Raw genomic sequence first — 15735 nt, forward strand, 5'->3', positions numbered from 1 at the left:
TGTAAACCAAGGAAATCATATGCCGATTCAGGTTTTACCTCCGCAGCTTGCCAACCAGATCGCCGCTGGTGAAGTGGTGGAACGCCCTGCTTCGGTGGTTAAAGAGCTGGTTGAAAATAGCTTAGATGCCGGAGCTACACGTATCGATATTGAGATAGAACGCGGAGGCGCTAAGCTAATCCGTATTCGCGATAACGGCTGCGGTATTAACAAAGACGAACTGGCATTAGCATTAGCGCGCCATGCGACGAGCAAAATCACCTCGTTAGATGACCTTGAGGCGATCATGAGTCTGGGATTTCGCGGTGAAGCGCTGGCAAGCGTCAGTTCGGTGTCGCGTTTAACCATGACTTCACGCACCGCGGAGCAGAATGAGGCCTGGCAGGCCTATGCTGAAGGTCGTGACATGGCGGTAACGGTCAAGCCTGCGGCTCATCCGGTTGGTACTACGGTTGAAGTGTTGGATCTTTTCTACAACACTCCCGCGCGCCGCAAATTTATGCGCACTGAGAAAACGGAGTTTGGGCATATTGATGAAGTCGTGCGACGCATTGCATTGGCTCGATTTGATGTGACTATCCAGCTTCACCACAACGGGAAAATGATACGCCAGTACCGTGCGGTGAAAGAAGATGGGCAAAAAGATCGCCGTCTTGGCTCAATTTGCGGTACGGCCTTTATTCAGCATGCGCTAGAGATTAAATGGGAACATGGCGATCTGGCTATTCACGGCTGGGTCGCCGATCCTGTAGGTTCCCGTCAACTGACCGAAATGCAGTATAGCTATGTAAATGGCCGCATGATGCGGGATAAGCTCATTACGCACGCTATCCGGCAGGCATATCAGGATCAGTTGCAAGACGATCAACAGCCTGCTTACGTATTGTATTTGACCGTTGATCCGCATCAGGTTGATGTGAATGTCCATCCGGCCAAGCATGAAGTTCGTTTTCATCAGGCGCGCTTAGTCCATGATTTTATTTATCAGGCTGTTATTTCTGTTCTGCAACAGTCTGAACAACCGGCTTTACCTGAAGTGGCAGCGGACGAGGCTCCACGCTGGGAACCCGAAAATCGAGTGGCTGCAGGCGTGAATCAGTTCAGTAAAACCCCGTTACGCGAGGCCTCTCCGGCATACGGTCACTCTTCAACCCAAGGGCAGGCGTCTGATAAGAAAAAGCCAAGTGACAACCGCCATTTCTCCAGCGGCGATGGCTATCAGAAGCGAGAAGGGCAGCTCTATCAACGTTTGATGCAGGTACCCGAAAAGCGGATGCCTCAATCACAGGAGATACAGAGTAGCAGCGAGCTTTTCCCCGTCGTGAACCCGCGCAAGCCTGAACTGTTTCCACAGCCAGCGCCTGCGTTGTTTGAACACGGTGAGAGTAGTTTCGGTCGTGTTCTCACTATCTGTGAGCAGCATTTTGCTTTGCTTGAGCGTCAACACGGCATAGCGCTATTGAACTTGGATGCGGCAGAAATAGAATTGCGTCGGGTACAGCTATTGCCTGGAACAGAAGGTTTGCGACCACAGCCGCTGCTGATCCCCGTCAAACTCACGCTGAGCGCCGATGAAATTAAAGGCGTGCAAAGCTGTAGCGAGAGGCTTAAACACTTAGGCATTGATTTGGTGCTTGAGCGTCAGCGAGTGACATTACGCGCCGTACCTTTGCCGCTACGCCATCAAAATTTACCCCAGCTGATTCCCGCATTTCTGAGCTTTTTGGCCGAGCAGCCTAACGCCGAATCAGAGACGATCAGCAAGTGGCTCGCCAGCCATCTGATCACTGAACGTGAGCAATGGACTGTTTCTCAAGCGATTCAACTGTTGGCTGAGCTTGAACGACTCTGTCCTGAGTTGGTAAAGTCGCCGCCTTCCGCACTACTGCACCCTGTAGATTTAAAGCCGGCGATGGTTTCGTTGCAGGCCGATTGATTAAGAGCTGAATAAGATATTTTATGACTAACAACGCCAACCATATTTACCCCCCAGCCATTTTTATTATGGGGCCTACGGCGTCAGGAAAAACGGCGTTAGCGATGGCGCTACGTCAACGATTTCCTGTTGAACTTATTAGCGTTGACTCTGCTCTAATCTACCGTGGAATGGATATTGGTACTGCCAAACCGACTGCTAAAGAATTAGCTGAGGCTCCGCATCGATTGATCGATATTCGCGATCCTGCGCAAAGTTATTCTGCCGCTGATTTTCGTGCTGATGCGCTGCGTGAAATGGCATCCATTACCGCAGAGGGAAAAATTCCCCTGCTTGTTGGTGGAACCATGCTTTACTTTAAAGCATTGCTTGAAGGACTTTCGCCCTTGCCTGCGGCGAATCCACAGATTCGTGAGCAGATAGAAAAGCAGGCGCAAGAGCTGGGCTGGGATGCGTTGCATCGCCAATTGCAGCAGGTTGATCCGGTCGCTGCGGCTAGGATTCATCCAAATGATCCACAGAGACTGAGTCGTGCACTGGAAGTTTTTCTCATTTCGGGTAAAACTTTAACTGAACTGACTAAAATTTCAGGTGAAACGCTACCCTACAATGTGCATCAGTTTGCGATTGCACCTGCAACTCGCGAACAGTTACACCAGCGGATCGCCCTGCGTTTTGAGCAGATGATGGCTTCGGGTTTTGAAGCCGAAGCCAGAAAACTGTTTGAGCGTGGTGATTTGCACACAGACTTACCTTCTGTACGCTGTGTCGGTTATCGCCAGATGTGGTCATATTTTGAAGGCGAAATCGATTACGATGAAATGGTCTACCGTGGAATTTGTGCGACGCGTCAGTTGGCTAAACGTCAGATGACTTGGTTGCGCGGTTGGGAGTCAGTGCAGTGGCTAGATAGTGACAAACCTGCACAGGCTCTGGAAAGTGTGGCACAGGTTGTTAGTGCATCGCTTGATTGATTGTGTACAATTGAGGTGATTGGGCCGTAATTAGGCCGATGGGTACTTGAATCAGGGAGATTCGTGCTCCATATACTCATCATAGTTCCAGTTTCAGGTGTATTGCTTGGCGCTAGAATATTGAGAGTAAAGTACTCAGTGCGCAAATTTTTACGCAGTTTATTTTGATTAGAACCACTAGGGTTCTTAGTAACATACAACAAACAACTAGCAAATAAGGAAAAGATAGAATGGCTAAGGGGCAATCTTTACAAGACCCGTTCCTGAACGCACTGCGTCGTGAACGTGTCCCAGTTTCAATCTATTTGGTGAATGGTATTAAGCTGCAAGGCCAGATTGAGTCTTTTGATCAGTTTGTCATTCTGTTGAAAAACACTGTTAGCCAGATGGTTTATAAGCACGCAATTTCTACCGTTGTTCCGTCTCGTCCGGTTTCTCATCATAGCAATAATCCGGGAACTGGCGGCAGCAGCAACTACCACGGTAGCAATCAGGCGCCTTCACAGTCGTCTCAGGACAGCGATGACGCTGAATAAGCCGCATCGTTTGTTATCTCAGTCGGAGAGTGTTGATGATCGTTTGTCATTGATGCTCTCCGTTCTCATCGGTCCGATCCGTTTGAGAGGTTTCACGTTTGTTTGACCGTTACGAAGCCGGCGAGCAGGCCGTATTGGTTCACGTCTATTTCTCCCAAGAAAGAGATATTGAAGATCTCAGAGAGTTTGAGTCCCTGGTCTCCTCAGCGGGCGTTGAAGCATTGCGCGTTGTTACCGGCAGCCGCAAGGCCCCGCATCCTAAATATTTTGTTGGCGAAGGCAAAGCTGAAGAAATCGCTCAGGCGGTTCAGGAAACAGGTGCCTCCGTCGTCCTTTTTGATCATGCCTTATCTGCTGCTCAAGAACGCAATCTGGAAAAATTATGCCAGTGTCGTGTTATTGATCGCACCGGCCTGATCCTCGACATTTTTGCCCAGCGTGCGCGTACCCATGAAGGTAAGTTGCAGGTTGAGCTTGCCCAGTTACGCCATTTGGCCACGCGTTTAGTGCGGGGCTGGACTCACCTTGAACGTCAAAAAGGTGGGATTGGTTTGCGTGGACCGGGGGAGACCCAGCTTGAAACAGACCGCCGCTTATTGCGCGATCGCATCAGCTTGATTTTGTCTCGTCTTGAGCGTGTTGAAAAACAACGCGATCAAGGACGCCGTGCGCGTAGTCGCGCAGATGTTCCAACGGTGTCACTGGTGGGTTACACCAATGCTGGAAAATCAACGCTGTTTAACCATATTACTAAGGCAGATGTGTATGCTGCCGACCAACTGTTTGCTACGCTTGATCCGACGCTGCGTCGTATTGAAGTGGCCGACGTCGGTACAACGGTTTTAGCCGATACAGTCGGGTTTATTCGCCATTTGCCACACGATTTGGTGGCTGCTTTTAAAGCAACGTTGCAAGAAACTCGTCAAGCATCGCTTTTATTGCACATAATTGATGCATCTGATGCGCGTGTTGATGAAAATATTGACGCGGTGAATACTGTATTAGCAGAAATCGAAGCAGATGAAATTCCTGTACTGCTTGTGATGAACAAAATTGATATGCTGGATGAGTTCGAGCCGCGTATCGATAGGAACGATGAGAATTTACCTGTGCGGGTTTGGGTTTCGGCACAAACCGGGGTAGGAATTGATTTGTTGTTCCAAGCGTTGACCGAACGCTTGAGCGGTGAGATTGCTAGCTTCGAGCTGCGATTGCCGCCTGCGGCAGGACGTTTACGTAGCCGTTTTTACCAGCTTCAGGCGATAGAAAAAGAGTGGGTTGAGGAAGATGGCAGTATTGGATTACAAATCCGCCTCCCAATTGTGGAGTGGCATCGACTCTGTAAACGTGAACATGAATTACTAAAGTATATTATTTAGTAACACTTGGTTAATATCACTTACTCAAATGAGTCTGAAGAACACCAATCATTGAAGAATGGAGCGAAACATGGCGTGGAATCAGCCCGGTAATAACGGACAGGACCGCGACCCGTGGGGGGGCAGCAAGAATGATGGCGGCAACTCCGGCGGAAACAACAATAATGGTAACAACAATAATCGAGGTGGCCGCGATCAGGGGCCGCCAGATCTAGATGATATCTTCCGTAAACTGAGCAAAAAGCTGGGTGGACTGGGCGGTAAAGGCACGGGTTCCAGCAATTCAGGTAATCCACGCGCACCTATGGGTGGCAAAGTGGTTGGCCTTGCTGTCGCAGCCGTTGTTGTCATCTGGGCCGCAAGTGGTTTCTATACCATTAAAGAAGCCGAACGTGGCGTCGTGACACGTTTTGGTAAATTCAGTCACTTGGTGCAGCCAGGTTTGAACTGGAAACCGACTTTTGTTGATGAAGTGACCCCGGTAAACGTCGAATCCGTGCGTGAACTGGCGGCGTCTGGCGTGATGCTGACTTCTGATGAAAACGTGGTACGCGTTGAGATGAACGTGCAGTACCGTGTGACTAATCCAGAAGAGTACCTGTTTAACGTCACCAATGCGGATGATAGCCTGCGTCAGGCAACTGATAGCGCGCTGCGTGCAGTCATTGGTAAATACTCGATGGATAAAATCCTGACTGAAGGCCGTACCATTATTCGTACGGATACTCAGAAAGTGTTGGATGAAACCATCAAGCCTTACAAAATGGGGCTCACCGTGCTGGACGTAAACTTCCAGGCTGCGCGTCCGCCTGAAGAAGTTAGAGCTGCCTTTGACAAGGCGATTGCTGCACGTGAAAAAGAACAGCAGTCGATCCGTGAAGCTGAAGGTTACGTCAACAAAGTTCAGCCAGAAGCTAACGGTAAAGCGCAGCGTATTCTTGAAGATGCCAAAGCTTATAAAGATAAAACTATTTTAGAAGCTCAAGGTGATGTCGGCCGTTTAGCGCTGTTGCTGCCAGAATATAAAGCGTCTCCACAGATTACCCGCGAGCGTTTGTATCTGGAAACGATGGAGCACGTGCTGGAGAATTCTCGTAAAGTGCTGATTGATGATAAGAGCAATAACCTGATGGTATTGCCACTAGATCAACTGATGCGCGGCGGTAAATCTGGCACAACGACCACGCCGAGTACCGATATGGATAGTGCAAGTCCGGCACCATCTGTAACCAAGCCATCAAGTAACGTAGATTTAAGCGGCGATAGTGTGATGGACCAGCGCCGAGCGAATGCTCAGCGTAATGATACCAATCGTCAGGGAGGAGAATAACTAATGCGTAAGTCTCTGTTACTAATTCTCATCGTTATTCTGGTGGTATTGTACTCATCGCTGTTTGTGGTTAACGAAGGCCAGCGCGGCATCATACTGCGCTTTGGTAAAGTGGTACGTGATGATGAAAATAAACCTCTGGTGTATGCACCGGGTCTTCATCTGAAAGTGCCATTTATCGAATCAGTCAAAATGCTGGATGCCCGTATCCAAACTATGGATAACCAAGCTGATCGTTTCGTGACCAAAGAAAAGAAAGACCTGATTATTGACTCTTATATCAAGTGGCGTATCAGCGATTTCAGCCGTTACTATCTGGCCACCGGCGGTGGCGATGTTCTGCAGGCCGAAGTGCTGCTGAAACGTAAATTTAGTGACCGTCTGCGTTCTGAGATCGGCCGTCTGGATATCAAAGATATCGTTACAGATTCCCGCGGTAAGCTGATGGAAGATGTGCGTGAGGCTCTGAATACGGGGTCAGTTGATGATGCAGGCAGCGAAGCAGATAATGCGATTGCTAATGCAGCAGCTCGGGTTGCGCGCGAAACCAATGGTAAACAACCAGAGGTTAACCCAAACAGTATGGCTGCTCTGGGTATTGAAGTTATCGACGTGCGTATTAAGCAGATCAACCTGCCAGCCGAAGTTTCAGATGCAATTTATAACCGTATGCGTGCAGAACGTGAAGCTGTAGCTCTGCGCTACATTTCACAAGGTCGGGAAGAAGCTGAGAAACTGCGTGCAACAGCTGACTATGAAGTCACTCGTACACTGGCAGAAGCAGAGCGTCAGGGGCGTATTACTCGTGGTGAAGGTGATGCGGTTGCGGCGAAACTGTTTGCTGACGCATTTAGTCAGGATCCAGACTTCTTTGCCTTTATTCGTAGTCTGAAAGCTTACGAAAACAGCTTTAAAAATGGTCAAGACGTTATGGTTCTGCGCCCAGACAGTGATTTCTTCAAATACATGAAGTCACCAAACGGTAATGCTGCTGCCAAATAATGTTTGCCTGAGTGACTCTGAATAAAAGAACGTTTTTAGAAACAGAGCGCTCAATATTGATGAGAAGGCCCGTTCAGCGGGCCTTTTTTTTGCTCGTTTTTTGATTTTGCCGACGTTCAGAGAGAGATATGAACTCTACAATTTGGATGGCTTTAGGGTTGGTTTTGATCGTGGAAGGGTTAGGTCCAATGCTTTTTCCACGCATTTGGCGGCGCATGATTGCAACGATGGCTCAATTACCTGACGGCGTTTTACGGCGTTATGGTGGAGGTCTAGTGGTTGCAGGCCTAGTTATATACTACATGTTGCGTAGCCGTATGGGTGGCTAAAGGCGTAAGACATTTTTTGCGCAATCGTGTGCTAAAAAGTGCTGAAAGCTCCTAAATGTGATGGTAGAATCCATTTTTAACAACGTGGTGATAGTGAAATGGGTAAGAATGTCGTCGTACTAGGCACCCAATGGGGTGACGAAGGTAAGGGCAAGGTCGTAGACCTATTAACCGAAAGGGCCAAGTATGTTGTGCGCTACCAGGGCGGTCACAATGCAGGTCATACACTAGTCATTAACGGTGAAAAAACCGTTCTTCATTTGATTCCGTCAGGAATTCTGCGCGAAAACGTAACCAGCATTATTGCAAACGGTGTGGTATTAGCACCTGACGCTCTGATGCGTGAAATGACCGAACTGGAAGCCCGTGGCATCCCTGTTCGCGAACGTCTGTTACTCTCCGAAGCTTGTCCTCTGATCCTGCCATATCATGTGGCTTTGGATAACGCGCGCGAAAAAGCACGCGGTGCGAAAGCTATCGGTACAACTGGTCGTGGTATCGGGCCTGCGTATGAAGATAAAGTCGCTCGTCGCGGTCTACGCGTTGGCGATCTGTTCAACAAAGAAACCTTTGCAGTTAAGCTGAAAGAGATTATGGAATACCATAATTTTCAACTGGTTAACTATTACAAAGTTGAGGCTGTTGACTATCAGACCGTGCTGGATGAAGTTATGGCTGTTGCCGACATCATCACTGCTATGGTGGTTGACGTTGCTGATCTGCTGAACAAAGCTCACAAGAAAGGTGAGTTTGTGATGTTTGAAGGCGCACAGGGTACTCTGCTGGATATCGATCACGGCACCTATCCATATGTGACTTCTTCCAACACCACTGCTGGTGGCGTAGCTACCGGTTCTGGCGTAGGTCCACGCTGTGTTGATTACGTTCTGGGTATTGTAAAAGCTTACTCTACTCGCGTAGGTGCAGGTCCGTTCCCAACTGAACTGTTTGATGAAGTCGGTGAATTCCTGTGTACTAAAGGCAACGAATTCGGTGCAACTACCGGTCGTCGTCGTCGTACCGGCTGGTTGGACGCTGTTGCTGTTCGCCGTGCCGTAGAGCTGAACTCTCTGTCTGGCTTCTGCATGACCAAACTGGACGTGCTGGACGGCTTAGACGAAGTGAAGATCTGTGTAGGTTATCGTATGCCGGATGGTCGTGAAATTGACACCACTCCGCTGGCCGCTGAAGGCTGGGAAGGCATCGAGCCAATCTACGAAGTGATGCCAGGTTGGAAAGAAACCACCTTCGGCGTGAAAGAGCACAGTAAATTGCCTCAGGCGGCACTGAACTACATCAAACGTGTAGAAGAAGTGACCGGTGTTCCAGTTGATATCATTTCTACTGGTCCTGACCGTGAAGAGACGATGATTCTGCGCGATCCGTTCGACGCATAATCGTTAGCATCGTGCTGTCTCTTGATGAACCGGGCTCTGCCCGGTTTATTACTTTTAGCCCCTTCCGACTTGAAATTTGGCGCTTAGACGCCAAATATCCCGAGAAATATACTCTTCATGCTATACCCGTCATACTTGAAGTTGCATCGGCGTTGGCTGCGTTCGTTCACCCGAATCACTGACTAGAGTAAGCTCATCGTGATTTTCTCGCTTGCCGCCTTGATGCAGCTCCAATTATTTTGGCTTAAATAGCTAGTCGCTTTTGCTGTGGCTGGTTTATTATCCAAATAGATAGATCTGTTTTTGGGATGAATCCCCGAAATTGATCTCTATGATTAATTCGTTTTTATGCTGGGTTATCGTGAGATAACGCCAAGCTAGACTCAGAGGTCGCCGTGCAGTTAACAAGTTTTACTGATTTTGGTTTACGGGCGCTAATTTACATGGCATCCCTGCCCGCCGATCAGATGACAAACATCACCCAAGTCACCGATGTTTACGGCGTATCTCGCAACCATATGGTTAAAATTATTAATCAGCTGAGTCGTGCCGGCTTTGTCACCGCCGTTCGAGGTAAGAACGGAGGCATTCGTTTAGGACGAGCAGCGAAAGATATTCGTATTGGTGATGTGGTGAGAGAGCTTGAGCCCTTAACGCTAGTTAACTGCTCTCACGAGTTTTGCCATATCACGACAGCCTGCCGCTTGAAGCAAGTTCTGCAAAAAGCCACGCAGGCTTTTCTGGCCGAGTTGGATCAATGCACTCTGGCCGATTTAATTGAAGAAAACTCACCGCTTTATAAGTTGCTGCTGGTTGAATAATCAATTCAGCGGCAATTGCTGATGACTACGGAGGAACCGCAATGTCACAAGATCCTTTCCAGGAACGCGAAGCAGAGAAGTACGCCTCACCGATCCCAAGCCGCGAGTTTATCCTGACGCATCTGTCGCAGCACACCACGCCCGTTAGCCGTGAGGAGATCGCGCGTGAACTAAATCTGACCAGCGAAGAGGATTTAGAAGCTCTGCGACGCCGTCTGAGAGCGATGGAACGCGACGGACAGCTCATCTTCACCCGACGTCAGTGCTATGCGCTGCCAGAACGTCTTGATTTGAAGAAGGGAACCGTTATTGGCCATCGTGATGGCTACGGTTTCATTCGCATTGAAGGAAGCAAAGATCGTGACGATCTCTACCTCTCTTCAGAACAGATGAAGCTTTGCATTCACGGCGACGTCGTGCTGGCACAGGTTGTTGGTACCGACCGAAAAGGGCGTCGCGAAGCTCGCATCGTACGTGTGCTTGAGCCTAAGCAGAGCCAAATTGTTGGCCGCTATTTCACTGATGCTGGCGTTGGTTTTGTTGTGCCAGATGATAGCCGCCTAAGTTTTGATATATTGATCCCGCCTGACTCGATTGCCGGTGCTCGCATGGGGTATGTGGTCGTTGTCGAACTGACGCAACGCCCAACGCGTCGTACTAAAGCCGTGGGGAAAATTGTTGAGGTCCTAGGCGACAATATGGGCACCAGCATGGCGGTGGATATCGCTCTGCGTACCCATGAAATCCCACATACTTGGCCTGAACAAGTGGAGAAGCAGGTCGCTGATTTAAGCGAGCAGGTGCCTGAAGCGGCGAAAAAAGGTCGTGTTGATCTGCGTGATTTGCCGTTGGTGACTATCGATGGCGAAGATGCCCGTGACTTTGATGACGCGGTTTACTGTGAGAAAAAACGCGGTGGTGGTTGGCGTTTATGGGTAGCGATTGCTGACGTAAGCTACTACGTGCGCCCAAATACCGCTCTGGATCATGAAGCGCGTAGCCGTGGTAACTCGGTTTACTTCCCGTCGCAGGTTGTCCCTATGCTGCCGGAAGTGCTGTCGAACGGCTTATGTTCGCTAAACCCACAGGTCGATCGTCTGTGCATGGTGTGTGAGATGACCGTTTCTGCAACAGGTCGCCTGACGTCGTTTAAATTCTACGAAGCGGTGATGAGCTCACATGCTCGTCTGACTTACACTAAAGTCGCGCATATTCTGGCGGGGGATGAGGACCTGCGTGAGCACTATCGTCCGTTGGTTAAACCGCTGGAAGAGTTGCACAACCTTTACAAAGTACTGGATCATGCACGCGAAGTGCGTGGCGGTATTGCGTTTGAGACCGAAGAAGCCAAGTTCATCTTCAACGCTGAACGACGCATCGAGCGTATTGAACCCACCGTACGTAACGACGCGCATAAGCTGATTGAAGAGTGCATGATTTTGGCGAATATTGCCGCTGCACGTTTTGTAGAGAAAAACGAAGAACCGGCTTTGTACCGTATCCATGACCGTCCAAGCGACGATCATTTGACCTCGCTGCGTAGCGTGCTGGGCGAGCTGGGTCTAACGTTGGGCGGCGGTATGAAGCCTGAGCCAAAAGATTATGCCGATCTGATGGATGAAATTGCCGATCGCCCTGACCACGAAATGCTGCAAACGATGTTGCTGCGTTCCATGAAGCAGGCGGTATATGATCCAGAAAACCGTGGTCACTTTGGTTTAGCTCTGTCGGCGTATGCCCACTTTACCTCTCCGATCCGCCGTTATCCGGACCTTAGCCTACATCGTGCTATCAAGTATCTGTTGGCGAAAGAACACGGTGGCGACCATGCTGGTTGGACTAAAACCGGCGGTTGGCACTACAACGAAGAGCAGATGCTGCAACTGGGTGAACACTGCTCTATGACAGAGCGCCGTGCGGATGAAGCCACCCGTAACGTAGCTGATTGGCTGAAGTGTGACTTCATGCAGGATCATGTCGGAGAAACCTTCACCGGTATTATCTCTAGCGTGACCGGTTTTGGCTTCTTTGTGCGTCTGGACGACTTGTTCATTGATGGCTTGGTGCATGTGTCCGCGCTGGACAACGACTATTATCGTTTCGACAATGTAGGACAGCGACTGATAGGTGAATCTTCCGGTCAAACCTATCGCTTAGGCGACAAGGTGGAAATCCGCGTCGACGCTGTGCATATGGACGAGCGTAAGATTGATTTTGTTCTGCTTTCTAGCACGCGCACTCCGCGTGGTGCAGGTAAAACCGAGAAAGATCGCGCTAAACGTACTCTAAGAGAAGACAAAGCGCCTTCTCGTGGGCCGCGCCGCGGTGGTAAGATGCCTGCTAATTTCGAACCGGATAGTGCATTCCGTAAAGATAAAGACGGTAAGCCCGCGAGAGCGGGTAAAGCGGGCACAGGGAAAAAGGATAAATCAGTGAAAATTGATAAATCCGGCAAACCTGCCAAGCCGGCGAAAAATGCCAAAGATAAAGATCTGACTAGCACTAAGCCAAAAGCTAAAAAAGTTTCGGCGAAAACCAAGAAAATTGCGGCGGCAACCAAGGCCAAACGTGCTGGGAAAAAAGCTGCAGAGTGATAGTTTGATTTAAATAACAGGCAGTAATGCTTCACTATTTACTGCCTAAAGTTAAATTCCCGCCTGTGCCTGTGCGAAAGCTCGGACACAGGCGGCTGACGTTATAGCGTTTTAAAATTATGAGCGAAATGATTTACGGTATTCACGCAGTTCAAGCGCTGCTTGAACGCGATCCACAGCGTTTTCTTGAAGTCTTTGTGATGAAGGGACGCGAAGATCGTCGCTTGATGCCATTGATTGCAGAACTTGAGCAGATGGGCATCGTCATCCAGGTGGCAAACCGTCAGTGGCTGGATGAGAAAGTGGAAGGCGCAGTGCATCAGGGCATTATCGCTCGTGTGCGCGAAGGGCGTCAGTATCAGGAAAATGATTTACCTGCGTTGCTGGAAAATCTGGATAAGCCGCCATTCCTATTGATTCTGGACGGCGTAACCGATCCGCACAATTTGGGCGCCTGTTTGCGTAGCGCGGACGCCGCAGGTGTGCATGCGGTTATTGTGCCACGCGATCGCTCCGCACAGCTAAATGCAACTGCCAAGAAGGTCGCCTGTGGTGCCGCGGAAACTGTTCCGTTGATCCGTGTGACTAACTTGGCGCGTACTATGCGCTTCCTGCAAGAGCAAAATGTCTGGATCGTTGGCACTGCGGGTGAAGCAGATCATAATCTATATCAAAGCAAAATGACTGGCCCAATGGCGCTAGTGATGGGCGCTGAAGGTGATGGCATGCGTCGTTTGACTCGTGAACATTGCGATGAGCTGATCAGCATTCCGATGGCGGGGAGCGTTTCTTCTCTGAACGTTTCTGTTGCGACCGGTATCTGTTTGTTCGAGGCTGTGCGTCAGCGCGGATAGTTTTTCAGTGCTGAAAACTACGCGAGTTTTTGTAAGGGTGGCTGTGGCCACCTTTTTTTATGAATTTCTTTTGTGAAGTGACTACCAGCAAAAACAGCCTAAGCGATCATACTTAGAGACCTAGCCCTGTTGGTGGGGCGACGTTAGGGACTATGACTATGACGTGGCAAACGCATACGGTTTTTAATCAACCCAATCCCCTAAGTAACAGTAATCTTTATCTTTCCGATACCCCTTTGCAAGAGGCCGTTGTCCGCGAGCAGGCGGGATGGGATAGCGCTTTACTCAGCGCCGTTGGTCTGCAACTTGGATCTGCCGAGTCACTCGAACTTGGTCGGATGGCGAACGCCAATCCACCAGAGCTTTTACGATATGACGCAGCTGGTCGCCGTGTGGATGAGGTGCGTTTCCATCCATCGTGGCATATGTTGATGCAGGGACTGACAGAAAATCGGGTGCATAACTTACCTTGGCAAAACAATGCGGTTAGCGGATCTTTCGCCGCACGCGCAGCGCGTTTTTTACTGCATAGTCAGGTTGAGGCTGGCACGCTGTGCCCGATAACCATGACATTTGGTGCTATCCCGCTGCTGCAAAAATGCCTGCCTACGTCAATGAATGGCTGGCTGATGGGATTGGCATCCAATCGTTATGATCCACACTCACTGCCCGCTGAGCAGAAAAAGGGTTTGCTGATTGGGATGGGAATGACGGAAAAACAAGGCGGTTCAGATGTCCTCACCAACACGACACAGGCAATCGCTCTGGAAGGTCAGGGGAGTGGCAAGCCTTACCGTCTAGTCGGGCATAAATGGTTCTTCTCCGTACCTCAAAGTGATGCTCACCTAATTTTGGCTCAGGCCAGCGGTGGTATTTCCTGCTTTTTTGTTCCTCGTATTCTTCCTGATGGAACGCGTAACGCGATTCGCATCGAAAGGCTGAAAGAGAAGTTGGGTAATCGCTCAAATGCCAGCGCTGAAGTTGAATTTCAGGATGCCACTGGTTGGCTATTGGGCGATGAGGGTGATGGTGTACGTCTGATATTACAGATGGGAAGTGCGACTCGTTTTGATTGCGCGCTCGGCAGCCACGGTCTGATGCGTAGAGCTTTCACCGTTGCTTTTTATCATGCCTTACAACGGCAAGCATTTGGCAAATCATTGGCAGAGCAGCCGCTGATGCGTCAGGTATTCGCTAAAATGGCACTCAGGCTAGAAGGGCAAACCTCGCTGTTATTTAGGCTCTGCCGCTCTTTAGAGATGCCTGATGTCCAAGGCGAAAGGCTGTTTGGTCGTTTGATGACGCCTGCGGCCAAATTTGCTGTTTGTAAGCAAGGTATCCCCTTTGTTGCTGAGGCGATGGAGGCTTTAGGAGGTATAGGTTATTGCGAAGAAAGTGAACTGCCTCGTCTGTATCGAGAAATTCCGGTGAACAGTATTTGGGAGGGTTCTGGCAATATCATGTGCTTAGACGTATTAAGGGTATGGCGTAAAAATCCGCACATGGAGGAGATGCTGAGTCTGGAGCTGGCTGACGTAAAAGGACAGAACGTGTTATTGGATAAAGCTTGGCGAAATTTGCTCAAGCGACTGCATAATCCAAGTGAAGCAGAAGCTCGAATCATCAGCGATGAGTTATTTAATATTAATGCAGCGGCACAACTGCTGCGCTTTGCGCCTACAGAGGTGGCAGAGGCGTGGTGTCAGCAATATCACTCATCTGATGGTGCAAGGGTGATCGATAATCGAACTCAGGATCTTTTGTTACAGCGCGCGATGGGACTTGGCTGCTAGAAGCCCCACGTTAACTATAGAGTGCCGCTGTGACATGCCAAGTATGCTGCGGCATATTTTCGTCCATGCTCAGGATGCGGTAGTAGCTCGCTCCTTGCTCATCGGCTTTTAGTGCAATGAGGCGCTCGACATCGTGAGGTTCGCCCACAACCCCTTGTACTGAGATCACGCCGACTTGGTTTAGCCCTGTGGTGAGATCGGCATTCACGTTTTCCGCGGATTGAGCGGTTGCGCTGATTAAGCCAATAGAAAGCAGCAGGGTAGTGAGTACAGGGGATCTATTCATCAGCGAACTCCTTATGCTTATTTCATCATCCAGATTAAAATATTAAGGTGTGTTAACGTCTCCATAACACCGTGATCATAAAAAAAAGTCTACGCACTTTGCCTAATAATGAGACAGAACGCGTAGACTTTTATCGATACCGTGTAAAATTTGTTAAATAAAACCTGCAGTTTTATTTATATAAAATGGCTTGAGCGTACCACTGTCCCGGCACGCCGGTTTCATCCACCATGATCACGTAATAGTAAGTTGCACCAGCTTCATCGGCTTGTTTTTGCAGTACTTCTTGAGCATTCATTGGACTGCCATATACCTGAGCACTTATTGTCCTCATGCGTGTTAGCGTGCTGGTTTGATCGCGACGAATTTCCTGTGCGTGTGAGCTCGGCGCTGGTGGTGGAACGGGTTTGCTGTTCATCACGCCACAGGCGGTTAAAAACAGCGTAAAGAGGATTACGAGGGAAAGTTTAATTTTTTTCATCCTGATGGCCTGCGGTAGTTAGG

At 49.4% G+C, this 15735-nt stretch carries 14 protein-coding genes; 12 read left to right on the forward strand and 2 right to left on the reverse strand.

The annotated features are described in order from the left end of the window. The first annotated feature begins 19 nt into the window (after positions 1-19). The 12 genes from mutL (at position 20) to K9N75_RS02615 (ending at position 14945) form a co-directional block, all read left to right on the forward strand. Entirely contained in the window at positions 20-1936 is a 1917-nt protein-coding gene (mutL, locus tag K9N75_RS02560) for a DNA mismatch repair endonuclease MutL (RefSeq protein WP_130974381.1), read from the forward strand. Positions 1937-1959: 23 nt separating this feature from the next. Further along, positions 1960-2910, forward strand: a complete 951-nt coding sequence (miaA, locus tag K9N75_RS02565; RefSeq protein ID WP_008814847.1) for a tRNA (adenosine(37)-N6)-dimethylallyltransferase MiaA — start codon at positions 1960-1962, stop codon at positions 2908-2910. A 230-nt stretch (positions 2911-3140) separates the two neighbouring features. Next, positions 3141-3446, forward strand: coding sequence for an RNA chaperone Hfq (gene hfq, locus K9N75_RS02570; RefSeq protein ID WP_004093606.1), 306 nt, complete (start codon positions 3141-3143; stop codon positions 3444-3446). Between the two features lie 98 nt (positions 3447-3544). After that, positions 3545-4825: a ribosome rescue GTPase HflX gene (gene hflX / locus K9N75_RS02575; protein ID WP_004093608.1), complete on the forward strand. Its 1281-nt coding sequence runs from the start codon at positions 3545-3547 to the stop codon at positions 4823-4825. 70 nt (positions 4826-4895) lie between these two features. Continuing rightward, positions 4896-6155, forward strand: coding sequence for an FtsH protease activity modulator HflK (gene hflK / locus K9N75_RS02580; RefSeq protein ID WP_008814848.1), 1260 nt, complete (start codon positions 4896-4898; stop codon positions 6153-6155). Between the two features lie 3 nt (positions 6156-6158). After that, positions 6159-7157 carry a protease modulator HflC gene (gene hflC, locus K9N75_RS02585; RefSeq protein WP_004093612.1) on the forward strand — a complete coding sequence of 333 codons (999 nt, stop codon included), beginning with the start codon at positions 6159-6161 and terminating at the stop codon, positions 7155-7157. A gap of 128 nt (positions 7158-7285) precedes the next feature. Further along, on the forward strand, positions 7286-7486 hold the full coding sequence (locus K9N75_RS02590; protein WP_016361118.1) for a DUF2065 domain-containing protein: 201 nt from the start codon (positions 7286-7288) through the stop codon (positions 7484-7486). Between the two features lie 98 nt (positions 7487-7584). Then, positions 7585-8883, forward strand: coding sequence for an adenylosuccinate synthase (locus K9N75_RS02595; protein ID WP_004093621.1), 1299 nt, complete (start codon positions 7585-7587; stop codon positions 8881-8883). Between the two features lie 395 nt (positions 8884-9278). Beyond that, positions 9279-9704 (forward strand): nitric oxide-sensing transcriptional repressor NsrR, encoded by a 426-nt coding sequence (gene nsrR, locus K9N75_RS02600; protein WP_008814850.1) that lies wholly within the window; start codon positions 9279-9281, stop codon positions 9702-9704. A gap of 41 nt (positions 9705-9745) precedes the next feature. Further along, positions 9746-12298 (forward strand): ribonuclease R, encoded by a 2553-nt coding sequence (rnr, locus tag K9N75_RS02605; protein ID WP_224452199.1) that lies wholly within the window; start codon positions 9746-9748, stop codon positions 12296-12298. A 119-nt stretch (positions 12299-12417) separates the two neighbouring features. Beyond that, a complete protein-coding gene (rlmB, locus tag K9N75_RS02610; protein WP_061059257.1) occupies positions 12418-13152 on the forward strand; it encodes a 23S rRNA (guanosine(2251)-2'-O)-methyltransferase RlmB in 735 nt (244 codons plus the stop codon). A 158-nt stretch (positions 13153-13310) separates the two neighbouring features. Continuing rightward, a complete protein-coding gene (locus K9N75_RS02615) occupies positions 13311-14945 on the forward strand; it encodes an isovaleryl-CoA dehydrogenase (protein WP_224452200.1) in 1635 nt (544 codons plus the stop codon). A 10-nt stretch (positions 14946-14955) separates the two neighbouring features. Here the strand turns inward: K9N75_RS02615 and K9N75_RS02620 are convergent, their stop codons facing one another. Together K9N75_RS02620 and bsmA are read right to left on the reverse strand one after the other, a co-directional pair. Next, positions 14956-15231, reverse strand: a complete 276-nt coding sequence (locus K9N75_RS02620; RefSeq protein WP_008814853.1) for a YdgH/BhsA/McbA family protein — start codon at positions 15229-15231, stop codon at positions 14956-14958. Positions 15232-15403: 172 nt separating this feature from the next. Continuing rightward, positions 15404-15712, reverse strand: a complete 309-nt coding sequence (gene bsmA, locus K9N75_RS02625) for a biofilm peroxide resistance protein BsmA (protein WP_004093636.1) — start codon at positions 15710-15712, stop codon at positions 15404-15406. Positions 15713-15735: the final 23 nt, after the last annotated feature.

The sequence above is a fragment of the Hafnia paralvei genome (assembly GCF_020150375.1).
Classification (GTDB): domain Bacteria; phylum Pseudomonadota; class Gammaproteobacteria; order Enterobacterales; family Enterobacteriaceae; genus Hafnia; species Hafnia paralvei.

Excerpts from the sequence above, each read along its gene's own strand:
- hflC (WP_004093612.1), top strand. The coding sequence starts at position 6,159 with ATGCGTAAGTCTCTGTTACTAATTCTCATCGTTATTCTGGTGGTATTG.
- K9N75_RS02595 (WP_004093621.1), top strand. The coding sequence starts at position 7,585 with ATGGGTAAGAATGTCGTCGTACTAGGCACCCAATGGGGTGACGAAGGT.
- miaA (WP_008814847.1), top strand. The coding sequence starts at position 1,960 with ATGACTAACAACGCCAACCATATTTACCCCCCAGCCATTTTTATTATG.
- K9N75_RS02620 (WP_008814853.1), bottom strand. The coding sequence starts at position 15,231 with ATGAATAGATCCCCTGTACTCACTACCCTGCTGCTTTCTATTGGCTTA.
- K9N75_RS02615 (WP_224452200.1), top strand. The coding sequence starts at position 13,311 with ATGACGTGGCAAACGCATACGGTTTTTAATCAACCCAATCCCCTAAGT.
- rlmB (WP_061059257.1), top strand. The coding sequence starts at position 12,418 with ATGAGCGAAATGATTTACGGTATTCACGCAGTTCAAGCGCTGCTTGAA.
- rnr (WP_224452199.1), top strand. The coding sequence starts at position 9,746 with ATGTCACAAGATCCTTTCCAGGAACGCGAAGCAGAGAAGTACGCCTCA.
- mutL (WP_130974381.1), top strand. The coding sequence starts at position 20 with ATGCCGATTCAGGTTTTACCTCCGCAGCTTGCCAACCAGATCGCCGCT.
- K9N75_RS02590 (WP_016361118.1), top strand. The coding sequence starts at position 7,286 with ATGAACTCTACAATTTGGATGGCTTTAGGGTTGGTTTTGATCGTGGAA.
- bsmA (WP_004093636.1), bottom strand. The coding sequence starts at position 15,712 with ATGAAAAAAATTAAACTTTCCCTCGTAATCCTCTTTACGCTGTTTTTA.
- hflK (WP_008814848.1), top strand. The coding sequence starts at position 4,896 with ATGGCGTGGAATCAGCCCGGTAATAACGGACAGGACCGCGACCCGTGG.
- hfq (WP_004093606.1), top strand. The coding sequence starts at position 3,141 with ATGGCTAAGGGGCAATCTTTACAAGACCCGTTCCTGAACGCACTGCGT.